The following is a 14,917-nucleotide window of genomic DNA, read 5'->3' as shown; positions in this document are numbered from 1 at the left end:
TGCCCCCATGCGGGGCAGCCTTTTTGCTGCGCCGGCCGCTCTTTTTGCCCGCACAAGGGACAAGCAAGCCGAAAAACGGGCGGATGAGTGGCGCTGGTGACCATTTATTTTGCAGGGGTGCCAAAATTGTTGGCGGTTCTCGCCGCTGGAGGGGGCGATGAAGAGGCGGCGCTGCGTTCACCACCGGCTGATGTCCCGGGGCTTGTCCGTGAAGCAGATTGTGGTGGTGCTGTACCTGGTCAGCCTGGCGGGTTCGACGTTGTCCCTTCTTCTCGTTTACTCCCTGGTCGGGGAGTAAAAGCGGTAGCCGTTTCGCCCGCCGCTCTTGGCCTTGTACAGAGCCTGGTCCGCGTGGCGCAGCAGTTGATCGGCGTCGGTGCCGTCGTGGGGAAAGAAGGCGATGCCGATGCTGGTGGTGATGGAAAACCGCTGCTTGGCTATCAACCACGGCTGCTGGAGCACGTCCAGGATGCGGGCTGCCACTTTGGCCGCCTCCGTGTCCGATTCCAGGGATGTCAGCAGGATCACGAATTCGTCGCCGCCGAGACGGGCGACCGTGTCCACATCCCGTACGCACGATGCCAGGCGTTTGGCCAGCACCTGCAAAAACTGGTCGCCGACGTCGTGGCCCCAGGTGTCGTTGATCTCCTTGAAATTGTCACAGTCGAGAAACAGGACGGCCAGGAGCTGATCCGAACGCTTTGCCTTGGCGATCGCCTGCTGCATCCGATCCAGCAGCAAGCGTCGGTTGGGAAGGCCGGTGAGCATGTCGTGGTACGCCATGTGCTCGAGCTGCGATTCCAGCTTTTTGCGTTCGGTGATGTCCCGCGTCACGGCAAACACGTGGGTGCATACGCCTTCGCTGTTGCAGATCGGGGTGAGGATGGTTTCACCGACGAACTCGCCGTAGGTGGTGAAATGGGTCGGCTTTCCGCTCGCCACCGCCTGCCGGTACATGCTGTTGAGGACGGCCGCCTTTTCTTCCGGATTGGCCTCTTCGATCAGCTTGCCGTACGCCGCTTCCGTCAGGCGGGCCGCCTGCATGGCGGCCGGGTTCATCAGCACGTAGCGAAAGCGCGGTCCCTCTTCGACTGCCATGAGGAACACCATGTCGGACATATGTTCAAAAAAACGGGTCAGAACGCTGCCGTATTGATTGATCAGCACCTCAATGTCTCGTTGTCCCATTCCCCGGTCTCTCTCCTGTAGGTAAGCTTGTACCGCCATTATAGTATAGCAATCAGCCCCCTCAAAATGATGAGGCCATGGTCGGAGTCCGGGGTTTACGGCCCGCGTCAAGAAATGGTACAGTAGGGTTATGACCTTTGAACGGAATATTGAGGAGTTGTCGTATGCGCAAGAAGCTGCTTCCCGGCTTGATACACCGCCTGCCGCAGAATGCGATGTCGCGGACGATGGGAAAAATCACCGCGTCCCGCTTCAGCCGGCTGGCGATTCGCCATTACATCCGCCATTACAAGATAGACCCGTCCATCGTGGAAAAGCCGGTTAATGAATACCGCACGCTGAAGGAATTTTTTACGCGCCGCCTGAAACCGGGCGCCCGGCCGATTGCTCCGGGAGCGGATGTCGTCGTCAGCCCCGTCGACGGAACGGTATCGCAAATGGGGGACATCCGGGAGGGGACGCTGATTCAGGCCAAAGGCAAGCTGTACGGCCTTGCCGAACTGTTGGGCGATGCTCCGGAAATGGCGGAACGCTTCTACGGCGGCAAGTTCATCACGATTTACCTGAGCCCGCGCGACTATCACCGCATCCACATGCCCGTGGAAGGCAGACTGGTCTGCTACACGTACGTGCCGGGTCGCCTGTATCCGGTCAACCAACTGGGCATTGAACACGTGGACAGGCTGTTCGCCCGCAACGAGCGCCTCGTCACCTACATGGAGACGGAACAGATGGGCTGCGTCGCGCTGGTCAAGGTGGGCGCTCTGTTTGTCGGCAGCGTGAAAGTGGTGTACAACACCGCCACGACCAACGTCAAACACGGGCGGCAGACGAGCGGGCCGATCCTGGGAGAGCCCTGCCTGGCCAAAGGAGACGAACTGGGCTGGTTTGAATTCGGTTCCACCGTCATTTTGCTGTTCGAATCGAATGAGCTGCAGTGGGCGCCCGAGGTGCGGCCAGGGGCTTCGCTGCTGATGGGGCAGCGCTTGGCGTCCAAAGAGATGAATGAGTGATCGTCGGAACGGCAGGCTCTGTACCGGGATTCCCCGTGCAACGCCAGGAAAGAACCGTGATGTGGAGCTTGCGGACGTACATGAAAAAGGTGGCCTTGCTTCCAGCGGGGCCGCCTTTTTTGCATGCCGCTTGCGATGATTCGATGGGCAGGGCGCCGAACAGGGAGTCAAACGGCACCGGGGGTTCTTCTGTTTTTGTCACCGCTGATGACGCGAAAATTGACTGAACCCGTTCTTTTCAAGTAAGATCAAAGTTATGTGATAGTTTCGGAGGTGGAATGGATGAGCGCCATTACCCGCAGGGAAGTGGAGCATGTAGCCAACCTCGCCCGCTTGAAGCTGACCGAGGAGGAAGCGGAGCGATACACGAAAGACCTGAACGCCATTTTGGAGTTTGCCGCCAAGCTGAACGAGCTGGACACGTCCAGCGTCGAGCCGACCAGCCACGCGACCGACGTGAAGAACGTCATGCGCGAGGACGTGAACCGTCCGTCCCTCTCGCGCGAAGAAGCGCTGAAAAACGCGCCCGATCACGAAGACGGCCAGTTCAAGGTGCCGGCCGTATTTGAATAACCGCAGACATACAGGAGAAGGGAGGACACCATCATGTCGCTGTTTGACAAGCGATTGTCGGAAATACATAGCGCCCTGCGCAAAAAAGAGCTGTCCGTCACCGACCTGGTGCAGGCGTCCATCGCCAGCGTCAAGGAGCACGACGAAGACATCCGCTCCGTCCTGTTCGTGGACGAAGAAGGGGCCCTGGCGCAGGCCAAAGCGCTGGACGAGCGTCTGGCCAAGGGAGGAGAGGAGCTGGGCCTTCTCTACGGCCTGCCTGCCGGTTTGAAGGACAACATCGTCACCAAAGGCGTGCGCACCACCTGCGCCAGCAAGTTCCTGTCCAACTACGACCCGATTTACGACGCCACCGTCACGAAAAAGCTGAAGGAAGCGGACGCGGTGATTGTCGCCAAGCTGAACATGGACGAGTTCGCCATGGGCGGCTCCAACGAAAACTCAGGCTTTTACCCGGTGAAAAACCCGTGGAATACCGAGTATGTGCCGGGCGGTTCCAGCGGCGGTTCGGCGGCTGCCATGGCATCCCGCCACTTCTTTTTTACGCTCGGCTCCGACACCGGCGGGTCCATCCGCCAACCGGCCGCCTTCTGCGGCGTCGTCGGGCTGAAACCGACCTACGGCCGCGTCTCCCGCTTCGGGCTGGTGGCGTTCGCGTCGTCGCTGGACCAGATCGGACCGATTACGAAAAACGTGGAAGACGCCGCCTACGTGCTGCAGGCGATCGCCGGCCACGACGAGTACGACTCCACGTCGGCCAACGTCGAGGTGCCTGACTACCTCTCCGCGCTGACCGGCGAGGTGAAAGGGCTGCGCATCGGCGTGCCCAAGGAGCTGATCGGCGAGGGCATCGACCCCGAGGTGCGCGAGGCGGTGCTGGCCGCGCTGAAGCAGTTGGAGAGCATGGGCGCTACCTGGAGCGAAGTCTCCATGCCGCACACCGAATACGCCGTGCCGGCCTACTACCTGCTCGCTTCCTCGGAGGCTTCTTCCAACCTGGCGCGCTTCGACGGGGTGCGTTACGGCGTGCGCGCCGAAAACGCCGCCAACCTGATCGAGCTGTACAAGGAGTCGCGCAGCCAGGGCTTCGGACCGGAAGTGAAGCGGCGCATCATGCTGGGGACCTACGCGCTTTCGTCGGGCTACTACGACGCCTACTACAAAAAAGCGCAGCAGGTTCGCACCCTGATTATCCAGGACTTTACCAACGTGTTTGCCGATTTTGACGTGATTTTGCACCCGACCACGCCGACCACGGCCTTCAAGATCGGGGAAAACATCGACGATCCGGTCAAAATGTACCTGGAAGACATCTGCACCGTGCCGGTCAACCTGGCGGGGCTGCCGGCCATCAGCGTGCCGTGCGGATTTGCCCAAAACGGCCTGCCGATCGGCATGCAGATCGTCGGCAAGGCGTTTGACGAATCCACCGTGCTGCGCGTGGCCCACGCTTACGAACAGGCGGCCGGCCATCACCTGCGCAAGCCGGAACGGGTGAGGGGGTAAGAGTCATGAGCCAGTTTGAAACCGTCATCGGCCTGGAGGTACACGCCGAGCTTTCCACCAACAGCAAAATCTTCTGCGGCTGCCCGACCGAGTTCGGCGCGCCGCCGAATACCCATACCTGCCCGATCTGCCTGGGCCATCCCGGCGTCCTGCCCGTCACCAACAAGCAGGCCGTGGAGTTCGCGATGAAAGCGGCGCTCGCGCTCAACTGCGAGATTTCCCGCGAGACCAAGTTTGACCGGAAAAACTACTTCTACCCGGACCTGCCCAAGGCGTACCAGATCTCCCAGTTTGACCAGCCGATCGGCAAGAACGGCTGGATCGAGATCGAAGTCAACGGGGAGAAAAAGCGGATCGGCATCACCCGCCTGCACCTGGAAGAGGACGCGGGCAAGCTGACGCACAGCGACTTCGGCGACACGCTGGTCGACTTCAACCGCGTCGGCGTGCCGCTGGTGGAGATCGTCTCCGAACCGGACATCCGCTCGCCCGAAGAGGCGAAGGCGTATCTGGAAAAGCTGAAGGCGATCCTGCAGTACACCGGGGTGTCGGACGTGCGCATGGAGCAGGGCTCGCTCCGCTGTGACGCTAACGTCTCCATCCGTCCGGTGGGCCAAAAGGAATTCGGCACCAAGACGGAGCTGAAAAACATGAACTCGTTCCGCAACGTGCAGGCGGCGCTGGAGTACGAGGTGGAGCGGCAGAAGCAGGTCGTTCTCTCCGGCGGCACGATCGTGCAGGAAACCCGCCGCTGGGACGAAGCCAACCGGAAGACCGTCTCCATGCGCTCCAAGGAAGAGGCTCACGACTACCGCTACTTCCCGGACCCCGACCTGGTGCGGATGCAGATTTCCGAAGAGTGGATCGAAGCGGTGCGGGCTACCATTCCGGAGCTGCCCGACGCCCGCCAGGCCCGCTACGTGAACGAATACGGCCTGCCGCAAAGCGACGCCGCCGTCATCACGATGTCCAAGGAAACGGCCGACTTCTTTGACGAAACCGTCAAGACGGGCGCTGACCCGAAAGCGGCCGCCAACTGGCTGATGGTGGAACTGCTGGGCTATCTGAACGCCAACAACCTGACGCTGGCCGACGTGAAAATCACGCCGCACGGACTGGGCGAGATGATCAAGCTGATCGAAAACGGCACGATTTCCTCCAAGATCGCCAAAACCGTCTTCAAGGAAATGGTGGAGACCGGCAAGGAGCCGAAACAGATCGTCGAGGAAAAAGGGCTGGTGCAGATCAGCGACGAAGGCGCCCTGCGCCAGATCGTCCAGGACGTGGTCAATGCCAACCCGCAGGCGGTTGCCGACTACAAGGCCGGCAACGAGAAGGCCGTCGCCTTTTTCGTCGGCCAGGTGATGAAGCAGACCCGCGGCAAAGCCAACCCGCCGATGGTCAACAAGCTCTTGCTCGAAGTGCTGCAAAACGCGTAAGATACAGACGGACAAAACAGGGACACGCTTTCCCAAACGGGGAGCGTGTCCCTTTCTTTACGCGGGAAGAGCCGATCCCGGACGGAGAGCGGCTCCTGTTGCGGCAATCAGCGCGCGATGTGTCTGCGCATCGTTTCCAGCAGCGACACGGCCTGCTGTTCCAAGGAGCGGAGCCGGTCGATCTGCCGGATGGCGTGCTCCCTTTGCTCGGGATGGTTCGGATCGCCGCCGGACGGGAACGGAAACAACCGGGCCAGCACGGCGTACTCCTCGGCGATTTGTCCGTAGAGGGCGGACGCTTCCCGGCAGGCGGGACGAACGGCGTCAAAGACGGCATCCGTCCACGTGTCGGCCACTTCCTGCCAGAACAGCGCGGCGTGCCGGCGGGCGTCCTGGGCGACGGCGATCGTGTAGGCGTTGCCGTTCGGCTCGACCCCTCCCCTTTGGAAGGCGTCCCGCCAGGCGTCGTAGGCAGCCAAGCCGTGGGCGCAGAGCGGACCGCCCGGTTCCTCGCCGCGATAGTGGGCGAGCGCGGTGTCGAGAGCGCCCTGCAGCATGGTGCGCCGATCGGTTTCCACCGGCTCGTCGAGGACCAGGACAAACAGTTCTTCCAACAGCCCCCGCCCGAGGGCGTCGTACGGGATGTTCTGGTCGTGGCCGCAGTTGTCCCCTGCCCGCAGTTCTCGGGCGTCGTCGTCGTACCCGTAGATCAGGCCGAACTCGGGGATGAACAAATCCCAGGAGAGCGCGGGATAGCCCTTGTCGATGGACACGTGAATCAGCTCCAGCGCTTCCGGCAGCAGTTCCGGGAGCTGCCGCTTCAGCCGGGCTTCGGGGGTCAGCAGGTCCGGGCTGACCAGATTGGCGTTGGGGCCGGGGATGACCGCCGTCATCCGGCTCACCACGCGCGTGCGGAAACCGATGTTGCGCAGCCCTTGCTGCAGCACCTCTTCAAAGCGGAACATGGTCGGCCCGGCGATGTGCACGTTCTCGGGCACGACGTTGAGGCGAAAGGCGTGGCCGGTCAAGCCCATCACTATCGGCAGGGAGCATGGGCGCTCCGTGAATTCCAGCAGGCCGCAGATGGCCATGGCGCAGCTCGACCAGGTGCGCAGGGAGAGCGCCTCCGGTTTGTTCAGCATCACTCGTTTCATCCGTCCCTCATCCTTTCGGTTGCGTACGTAGTGGTCAACGGCGACGCGAATCTTTTCCTGAACCAGCTTTTTGCGGGAACGGGACAGGATCTGGTACACGTTGGCCGGGGACATCTGAAACAGACGGGCGATCTCCTGCGGGGAGAGATGATGAAAAAAATGGGACTCGACGATGCGCCGCTCCCGCGGATTCAAACAGCGCAGCATGCCCGCAATCGTCTCCAGCAGCTCACGGCGGACGAGCGCCTCTTCCGGATTGGCCGCCTCCCCGGCCGGATCGCTCCATCGCCGCCCCAGGCGGTAGAGGATGCTGTCCAGGTCGTCCCAGTCGGTTTCACCGTCCGCGTCCGGCGGGTTCCAGACGGAGAAGACCTGTTCCTTGGCCCGCTTGGACGCATGCAGCCGGGTGTACGCCTGGTTGCGGACGATCCGGTGCAGCCAGGGCAAAAAACGGCGGCTGTCGACGAGTGTGCCCAGATGGAGAAAGGCGCGGATCAGCGCATCCTGGACGATATCCTCCGCCAAAAACGGCTCCTGCGTAAACGACCGGGCGTAGCCGAACACCTGGGCCCGATGGCGCCGAACCAGCTCGCCAAACGCCTCCCGGTCGCCGGTACGCGCCCGTTCCACCAGGACGCTGTCGTCCTGTTCCGCTTCTTCGTCCCCAAACGTTTCCCGTACAAACACATCCTGTTCCACTGCAAACACCTCGCTCGCACGTTGACCTGATTCATAGACTTCGGATGAGGGGAATTTCTGACAGCCCATGCCTTTTTTGCGAAAGGCTCTGATGTGATGATACAAGAGTTTGCCGTCAGGGCAGGAAGTCCTTGTTTGAATTGTAAGAATGTGCCCGCTCCCCTATAATGAAAGGGACAATGTGTGGAGGAGGATGGCATGGAAATGAACATCGTGTCCGTCACGGGAGAAAGCGTGCCGCCGAGCAAAGGCGGGTCGCCTGCCGATACATTTGAACGTTCCATCGCGACCTGTGAGGTGAACGGTGAACAGAAAACGGTCACCGTCACCTACGTCCGCTACTTTGAAAAGGTGCTGGCCGAGCGGGGCATCTACGATCAGGACGCGGAGGGCGTTCCGGTAAACCGGCTGGTGGCCGTGCTCTTTTTGGAAAAGCACCCGGATGTGCGGGAGAGCCGCCACTACATCAACGACACGGACGCGTTTCTGTCGCTGTTTGCCGGTTTTTCGCTGGAAGACTTCAAACGGAAACATGTCGGATTATCCCTTGCGTAACAGGCAAGGGTTTTCTTTTTTTGTCCGTTTGTCGTTTTTTCTCAGGGGACATCGGTCGGGCGATTTCATATATAATGGATGGTAAGCCAAAAATTCGAATTCACTCGCATGATGTCGCGATTGGACCGGAAAGGGGAGCAGTCAGTGATCGAAGTCAATCAGGTCAGCAAACGATTTGGCAACATCGCGGCGGTGCGGAACGTGACGTTTTCTGTCTCCTCCGGCGAGGTGTACGGGCTGCTCGGCGAAAACGGCGCGGGCAAGACGACGACGATGCGCATGATGGCGACCATCCTGCAGCCAACCGAGGGAGATATTCGAATCGGGGGATTCTCCGTCCGCACCCAGCCGGTGGAGGTGCGGCGGCGTATCGGCATTCTGTTCGGGGGAGACGTCGGCCTGTACAACCGGCTGACGGCGCGGGAAAACATCGCCTATTTCGGCAGGCTGTACGGTCTGACGGGGTCGCGGTTGGACCAACGCATCGACCAGTTGAGCCGGATGCTTCACATGGAGGCGTTTATCGATCGGCGGGTAGGCGGGTTTTCCCGGGGGATGAAGCAAAAGGTGGCGATCGCCCGCACGCTGGTGCACGATCCCGACGTGATTCTGCTGGACGAACCGACGACCGGACTGGACGTGACGGCGGCCAACATGTTTCGGCGCATGGTGGCGATGCTGCGGGAAGAGGGGAAGACCATCCTGTTCTCCAGCCACAACATGGGGGAAATTGAAAAGCTGTGCAGCCGCATCGCGATCATTCACAAGGGAAGCCTCCACTATGCGGGCACGGTGGCGGCGCTTCGGGAGCGCTGCGGCATGAACGATCTGGACGACATCTTCATGGCGATGGTCGAGGAGGGCGGACGTTGATGGACAGACAGGTCGTGTGGACGATTTTCGGCAAGGAGATGCTCGATCTGCTGCGCGACCGCAAGACCTTGATCGGCACGTTTCTCATTCCGCTTGTCGTGATTCCGTTTGTCTTCTTTTTGCTCAGCATGTCGTACAGCAACGTGGAAAAGGAAGCGCGCGCCTACGTGCCGATCGCCGTCACGGGCACGTCGAAACTGGTGGATCATCTCCGCTCCCAGCCGGGCGTCCGCATCCTGTCGCCGGACAGACCGGCGGAGGCGCTGCAGGCGGGAGAACTGCGGGCGATTGTGACCATCCCCGACCATTTCGACCAGGCTCTGCGGAGCGGGGGGAGCGCCCGTCTGCATGTCGCCTACGACAACACCAACCAAAAGTCGGTGTACGCGAAAAGCGTGATCGACAGCGCGGTGCAGCAGTACAGCTCCGACATCGTCAGCATGCGGCTCAGGCAGGCGGGCTTGTCCGCCGAGGCGATCAAGCCGATCGAGACGACGTACGAAAACGCGGCGTCCGACGAACGGCAGACCGGCGGCATGCTGGCGGGGATCATTCCCCTGATGGTGGTGCTGTCGCTCGCTTCCGGCGGGGTGGCCGCCGCCACCGATCTGGTTGCCGGCGAAAAAGAGCGGGGCACGCTGGAGTCGCTGTTGACCACCCCGATCGCCGCCAACCAGATCCTGACGGCCAAGCTGCTGGCGGTCATGGTGATGAGCTGCATCAGCGCTACCGCCTCGCTGCTGTCCCTCTCGTTTGTGTTTCGGCTGGGACCCCTGAAGGTGGACGGCACCGTCCTTTCCTTCGGCTTTTTGTCCCCGGCGTCACTCGCCGTGCTGGCGGCGACCATTGTGCTGCTGGCCGCCTTGTTCGCCGGGCTGGAGCTGACGCTCAGCACCGTCGCCAAATCGTTTAAAGAGGGGCAGACCTACATGACCGGCGTCGTCATCCTGGCGATGATTCCGTCCTACATGCTGATGCCGATCCACCCCGTCGACATCCCCGGGCTGTACTACGTTCTGCCGGTTTTCAACGGGGTGGCCTTGTGCAAGGAGGCGTTTTACGGTGCGGTCGATCCGCTGCACACCTTGGTCGGACTGGGGACGTCGCTTCTCTACGTGTCCGTCGTCATCGCCGCGACGGCCCGGCTGTTCCGCCGGGAAGGAGCGGTCGTGAGGTGGTGACGCCGGGGCGGCCGATGCCGGCGATGATCCACTTGGCCCGGCGCACCCCTCCGGTCTACGGCGGTCAGCAGCGGTTTCGGTGAGGGGGGTTGGGCCGCCACGGGATTTCGCCTATGCATCCAGGCGGTCGCGAATCAGCCAGCCGGCGCCGATCACGCCGGCATCGTTGCCCAGCGTGGCGGGCAGGATTTCGGTCGACTCCACCACGTAGGAAAACGGAACAAACCGGCGGAACGACTCACGCACCCGGGAAAAGAGAAACTCGCCGGCCGCCGCGACGCCGCCCCCGATGACAAACTTGGCCGGGTTGAGCGTAATCGCCAGATGGGAGAGGGCCAGTCCCAGATAGAAGGCGGCCTGGTCGGCGATCGCCAGGGCGGCGGCGTCTCCCGCCTTGGCCGCTTCCAGCACGTCCTTGGCCTTGACGTCGCCGTGGCGGGCGAGCGCTTCCGCCAAGAGCGGGCTTGTCCCCTCCTGGGCGGCTTTCCGTCCTTCGCGGATGATCGCGGTGGCGGAGGCGTACGTCTCCAGACAGCCGGTCTTGCCGCAGTTGCAGACCGGCCCTCCCTCGGGTACCATCGTGATGTGGCCGATTTCGCCGCCTACGCCATTGATGCCGTTGACCACCTTGCCGTGCAGGATCACGCCGCCGCCCACGCCGGTGCCCAGCGTGATCAGGACCAGATCTTTGGCGCCCTGGCCGGCCCCCCGCCACATTTCGCCAAGCGCGGCGGTGTTGGCGTCGTTGTCGACAGCCACCGGCAGACCGGTGAGCGCCTGCAGTTTGTCCCTAAGCCGTACGGGGCGCTTCCAGTGCAGGTTGACCGCCTGATGGACGACGCCGTTGGCCGTGTCGATCGGGCCGGGAATCCCTACGCCGATGCCGGCCACCTGTTCCTTGGCGAAGCCGTGCCGGCGAAGCATGTCCATCGCCATGTCCGCCACTTTTTGCAGGACGCTGTCTTCACCGTCCGCCACGGGCGTCGGCTCCTGGGTCTTGGCGAGAATCGCGCCGTCATTGTCGAGCAGGGCCATTTTGATCGCGGTTCCTCCTACGTCGACCCCCACGATGATTGTGTTCACAACAAGCTCCTCCTATCTCCTCCGATTGTAATCGTTTCCTATCTTATCATGTTATCATGTCGGGAACAGCATAGCGATTCCCAAAAATGGCTATACAGGATATGATGAATAGAGAGAAGCCATGAGCGAGTACAGGAAGAAGGGACATGCGTTGAAACGTGCCAGATTGATTTACAACCCCAGCTCCGGCCGGGAAATCGTGCGCCGGCGGCTGCCGGACATTCTGGAACTGCTGGAGTCCGCCGGTTACGAGACGTCGTGCTACGCGACCAAAGGGGAAGACGACGCCACCGAGGAAGCGGAACGAGCGGTCAAGCGCGGCTTTGACGTGATCATCGCCGCCGGCGGAGACGGCACCATCTACGAGGTGGTGAACGGCATGGCGGGGAAGCCCGCCCGGCCCGCTCTCGGCATCATCCCCTGCGGAACGAGCAACGATTTTGCACGCGCTCTCGGCATTCCCAAATCGATCACCCGTTCCTGCAAGATCATCGCGGCGGGAAAGCGGAAGCGGGTGGACGTCGGCCGCATCAACGACCGGTATTTTATCAACATCGCCGGCGGCGGTTCGCTGACCAACCTGACCTACGAGGTGCCCAGCAAGCTGAAAACCCTGCTGGGCCAGTTGGCTTACTATGTCAAGGGACTGGAAAAGCTGCCGTCGCTGCATCCCATCCGCGTCAAACTGGAGACGCGGGACAGGGTGCTGCTCGACGAAGAGATCATGATTTTCCTGATCACCAACAGCCATTCGGTCGGCGGCTTCGACCGGCTGGCCCCCAACGCCGACCTCTCCGACGGCAAGCTGGACCTGATCGTCGTCAAAAAAGTCGGCCTGGGCGATTTTATTCGCCTGGCGACGCAGGCCGTGCGGGGGGAGCACGTGAAAGACCCCAACCTGCTGTATTTTCAAACCGACTACATCAAGGCGACATCCCCGGCAGGCGAGACGGTCCAGCTCAACCTGGACGGGGAGCTGGGCGGCGTGCTCCCCTGCGTATGCGAAGCGCTGCCGGGGCATCTCGAATTGTTCGTACCGTGAGTCAGTGGGGTCATCCTCCCGCCATGACGCGGGTCAAAGGCGGCGGGGAACGACCCGTTTTTCAGTATGAAGTGAAAAGGAGCAGAAGTTGTGGCCAAGACAGCAAAGAAGCGGCGCGGACTGGCGGTCAAGCAGGAGCTTGACCTGCCGGTCCGCCTCGGACAAACCGTAGAAGTGGAGATTACCGGACTCAATCACGAAGGAGCGGGCGTCGGCCGGGTGGACGGCTACACCCTGTTCGTGCAGGGAGCGCTGGCCGGGGAGCGGGTGCGCGCACGCGTGGAGCACGTGAAAAAGAGCTACGGCTTCGCCGCGCTGCTGGACGTGATCGAAGCCAGTCCGCACCGCGCCCAGCCGCCCTGTCCGGTGTTTGACCGCTGCGGCGGCTGTTCGCTGCAGCATCTCGCCTACGAGGAGCAGCTCCGGCACAAGCAGCAGATCGTCAAAGACAACCTGCGCCGGATCGGCGGCTTTCCCGTGGAAGGGGAGGGCGCGGTCGTCGTCCATCCGACGATCGGGATGAGCGATCCGTGGCGCTACCGCAACAAGGCCCAGGTGCCGATCGGCGAGGAGAACGGGGCGCTGGTGGGCGGCTTTTACGCCGAGCGCTCCCACGAAATTGTCGACATGGACGAATGCCTGATCCAGCACCCGGCCAACGACGAGGCGGTCGCCGCCGTCAAGCGGATTGCCGCCCGGCTGGGCATTCCGCCGTACGACGAAGTGCGCCACACCGGCCTCCTGCGCCATGTGGTGGCCAAGGTGGGGGCACGCACGGGCGAAGTGATGGTCGTGCTGGTGACGACGGAGGATTTCATCCCGCAGCGGGAGATGCTGATCGAATCCATCCGCGCCCAGGTGCCGGGCGTGACCAGCATCGTGCAGAACGTCAACCCGGAGAAGACCAACGTCATTTTCGGCAAAAAGACGGTCACGCTCTGGGGCAGCGACGTCATCTACGACTACATCGGCCCGATCAAATTTGCCATCTCCGCCCGCTCGTTCTACCAGGTCAATCCGGTGCAGACGGAGGTACTGTACAACAAAACGCTGGAGTACGCCGGCGCCACGGGGACGGAAACGGTGATCGACGCCTACTGCGGCATCGGGACGATCTCGCTCTTTCTGGCGCAAAAATCCCGTCACGTCTACGGCGTGGAGATCGTGCCGGAAGCGATCGCCGACGCCAACCGCAACGCCGAACTGAACGGCATCGCCAACGTCACCTTTGAGACCGGCCCGGCCGAGGTGGTCATCCCCGCGTGGAAGGACCAGGGCATCCGCCCCGATGTGATCGTCGTCGACCCACCGCGCAAAGGCTGCGACGAGGCGCTGTTGACGACCATTTTGCAGATGAAGCCGCAGCGGGTGGTGTACGTCTCCTGCAACCCGTCGACGCTGGCCCGGGATTTGAAGGTGCTGGCGGAACTGTACGAGGTGAAGGAAGTGCAGCCGGTGGATATGTTTCCGCATACGGGGCATGTGGAGAGTGTAGCATTATTGGTAAGAAGGGGAGCCGAGCATTAGGCTCCCTTTTGTGTTGGATGTTTGAAATTGTAATGACAGTGTGATCTGTCCGTCCGCCAATTCTTATACACGGTCGATGAGCCGATGCAGGACGTGCCGAAGCGTTTCTTCGTTATCGAACTGAAGGCTGATAAAACCCCGCGCCGCAATCCGCACAGAAAGCCAACCGTGCAAACAGCGCCTTTTTCCCGCGCCCGCGAAAGATTTTTTCTCCCTTTTTGCTGATCTTCCCCTGCACTTCCTGAAACGCTTCCCGCGAAAAGATAGCGGGGTGGGCGTCAGGAATGACAATCCATTCATCCTGTTTGTTCTTTAGCCGCTTTTTGTAGCCCTTCTTTTGCAAAAATATCTTGTCATTCACGTCCGTCTTGGAACGCCCCTGTACTAGATTCCCCGTATAGTGAGGATTGGTCGGAATCAATTTCACCGCTGAGTATTGCCATTTGTCGCCTGCATTTTTCGCTCCCGCTACTGCCCGCGGGGTAGGGGGGTTCTTAGCGGTCAGGCTATCTCTTTCGAAAGTGTATCCATCCTTTTGCTGTTCCAATGTGGATTATTCATCGTGGATTAATCATCAGTTAGCAGACTAGTCTTACTCCCGCCGCCGCCAAAAATCTACTTAATGAATCTGACATCCTCTTTTTATCTCTGAAATGGTGGTGTGTGGTGCAAATCATGTGACGGTTTTTTACTGAAAAAGGTAATAATCTGCTATAATTAGATTTATAGTAGAAAAATTTAGGATGACATCTTAAATGGAGAAAACAATGTCATTTCCAAAAAAAATAGTAGCAATTTAAATGAAGCAATTGGACAGTAACAGGTAAGCTTATTGGGATTCAATTAAAACATGGTAATTCTTATTTTAAATTTTTAAATCAAAAACCAGCGGGGGATTTAAAGTTATTAGGAAAGAATAAGCACTTAAACTATTATCTGAATAGTCAATCTCCTATATTTATTATTATAATGGATAACTGTTTTAAGAGAATGCATTGGGTTGAGTTGAGTCTATAAACTATTTTGTGTAAACTCCTAACCTTCAAAATAGGGTACAATGAATTCAAAGAAAGGTTGGGAGAGC

Annotated in this window: 14 protein-coding genes and 1 pseudogene; 11 read left to right on the top strand and 4 right to left on the bottom strand. The window is 60.3% G+C overall.

Going from position 1 to position 14,917, the window contains the following annotated elements; all coding sequences use genetic code 11:
- The first annotated feature begins 157 nt into the window (after nucleotides 1-157).
- Nucleotides 158-298: a hypothetical protein gene (locus FOI68_RS18450; protein ID WP_160297092.1), complete on the top strand. Its 141-nt coding sequence runs from the start codon at nucleotides 158-160 to the stop codon at nucleotides 296-298.
- On the opposite strand, the gene FOI68_RS18445 is transcribed toward FOI68_RS18450, so the two are convergent.
- Nucleotides 277-1,188, bottom strand: coding sequence for a diguanylate cyclase domain-containing protein (locus tag FOI68_RS18445; RefSeq protein WP_065067693.1), 912 nt, complete (start codon nucleotides 1,186-1,188; stop codon nucleotides 277-279). The two genes, FOI68_RS18450 and FOI68_RS18445, sit on opposite strands and share 22 nt — an antisense overlap.
- A gap of 164 nt (nucleotides 1,189-1,352) precedes the next feature.
- Between FOI68_RS18445 and asd the strand changes: the two genes are divergently transcribed.
- The 4 genes from asd (at nucleotide 1,353) to gatB (ending at nucleotide 5,719) form a co-directional block, all read left to right on the top strand.
- The gene (gene asd, locus FOI68_RS18440) at nucleotides 1,353-2,201 is read left to right on the top strand and encodes an archaetidylserine decarboxylase (RefSeq protein WP_143863987.1); all 849 of its coding nucleotides are present in this window, start codon (nucleotides 1,353-1,355) and stop codon (nucleotides 2,199-2,201) included.
- A 282-nt stretch (nucleotides 2,202-2,483) separates the two neighbouring features.
- Nucleotides 2,484-2,774, top strand: a complete 291-nt coding sequence (gene gatC / locus FOI68_RS18435; protein WP_035298955.1) for an Asp-tRNA(Asn)/Glu-tRNA(Gln) amidotransferase subunit GatC — start codon at nucleotides 2,484-2,486, stop codon at nucleotides 2,772-2,774.
- A gap of 33 nt (nucleotides 2,775-2,807) precedes the next feature.
- Nucleotides 2,808-4,280 (top strand): Asp-tRNA(Asn)/Glu-tRNA(Gln) amidotransferase subunit GatA, encoded by a 1,473-nt coding sequence (gene gatA / locus FOI68_RS18430; RefSeq protein WP_035298956.1) that lies wholly within the window; start codon nucleotides 2,808-2,810, stop codon nucleotides 4,278-4,280.
- A gap of 5 nt (nucleotides 4,281-4,285) precedes the next feature.
- Entirely contained in the window at nucleotides 4,286-5,719 is a 1,434-nt protein-coding gene (gene gatB / locus FOI68_RS18425; RefSeq protein ID WP_029100781.1) for an Asp-tRNA(Asn)/Glu-tRNA(Gln) amidotransferase subunit GatB, read from the top strand.
- Between the two features lie 107 nt (nucleotides 5,720-5,826).
- Here gatB and FOI68_RS18420 read toward each other — a convergent pair whose 3' ends face one another.
- Nucleotides 5,827-7,572: an RNA polymerase sigma factor gene (locus FOI68_RS18420; RefSeq protein ID WP_370512150.1), complete on the bottom strand. Its 1,746-nt coding sequence runs from the start codon at nucleotides 7,570-7,572 to the stop codon at nucleotides 5,827-5,829.
- 198 nt (nucleotides 7,573-7,770) lie between these two features.
- Between FOI68_RS18420 and FOI68_RS18415 the strand changes: the two genes are divergently transcribed.
- The 3 genes from FOI68_RS18415 (at nucleotide 7,771) to FOI68_RS18405 (ending at nucleotide 10,181) form a co-directional block, all read left to right on the top strand.
- Entirely contained in the window at nucleotides 7,771-8,127 is a 357-nt protein-coding gene (locus FOI68_RS18415; RefSeq protein ID WP_238551017.1) for a hypothetical protein, read from the top strand.
- 144 nt (nucleotides 8,128-8,271) lie between these two features.
- Entirely contained in the window at nucleotides 8,272-9,000 is a 729-nt protein-coding gene (locus FOI68_RS18410; protein WP_143863985.1) for an ABC transporter ATP-binding protein, read from the top strand.
- Nucleotides 9,000-10,181, top strand: coding sequence for an ABC transporter permease (locus FOI68_RS18405; RefSeq protein ID WP_143863984.1), 1,182 nt, complete (start codon nucleotides 9,000-9,002; stop codon nucleotides 10,179-10,181). The genes FOI68_RS18410 and FOI68_RS18405 overlap by 1 nt, the downstream gene beginning before the upstream one ends.
- A gap of 111 nt (nucleotides 10,182-10,292) precedes the next feature.
- On the opposite strand, the gene FOI68_RS18400 is transcribed toward FOI68_RS18405, so the two are convergent.
- On the bottom strand, nucleotides 10,293-11,264 hold the full coding sequence (locus FOI68_RS18400) for an ROK family glucokinase (RefSeq protein ID WP_143863983.1): 972 nt from the start codon (nucleotides 11,262-11,264) through the stop codon (nucleotides 10,293-10,295).
- Nucleotides 11,265-11,415: 151 nt separating this feature from the next.
- Between FOI68_RS18400 and FOI68_RS18395 the strand changes: the two genes are divergently transcribed.
- Entirely contained in the window at nucleotides 11,416-12,306 is an 891-nt protein-coding gene (locus tag FOI68_RS18395) for a diacylglycerol kinase (protein ID WP_029100775.1), read from the top strand.
- Nucleotides 12,307-12,396: 90 nt separating this feature from the next.
- Nucleotides 12,397-13,833, top strand: coding sequence for a 23S rRNA (uracil(1939)-C(5))-methyltransferase RlmD (gene rlmD, locus FOI68_RS18390; protein WP_143863982.1), 1,437 nt, complete (start codon nucleotides 12,397-12,399; stop codon nucleotides 13,831-13,833).
- Nucleotides 13,834-13,945: 112 nt separating this feature from the next.
- Here the strand turns inward: rlmD and FOI68_RS18385 are convergent, their stop codons facing one another.
- Nucleotides 13,946-14,380 (bottom strand): recombinase family protein, encoded by a 435-nt coding sequence (locus tag FOI68_RS18385; RefSeq protein ID WP_143863981.1) that lies wholly within the window; start codon nucleotides 14,378-14,380, stop codon nucleotides 13,946-13,948.
- 278 nt (nucleotides 14,381-14,658) lie between these two features.
- On the opposite strand from FOI68_RS18385, the pseudogene FOI68_RS24285 reads away from it, so the two are divergent.
- A pseudogene (locus FOI68_RS24285) lies at nucleotides 14,659-14,850 on the top strand (DUF4365 domain-containing protein); the annotation flags it as partial.
- Between the last annotated feature and the right edge of the window lie 67 nt (nucleotides 14,851-14,917).

This window comes from Brevibacillus sp. LEMMJ03 (genome assembly GCF_007197875.1).
Taxonomy (GTDB): domain Bacteria; phylum Bacillota; class Bacilli; order Brevibacillales; family Brevibacillaceae; genus Brevibacillus; species Brevibacillus thermoruber.
The sequence above is the reverse complement of the archived record's forward strand: the minus strand, read 5'-3'. Positions and strand labels throughout refer to the sequence as shown.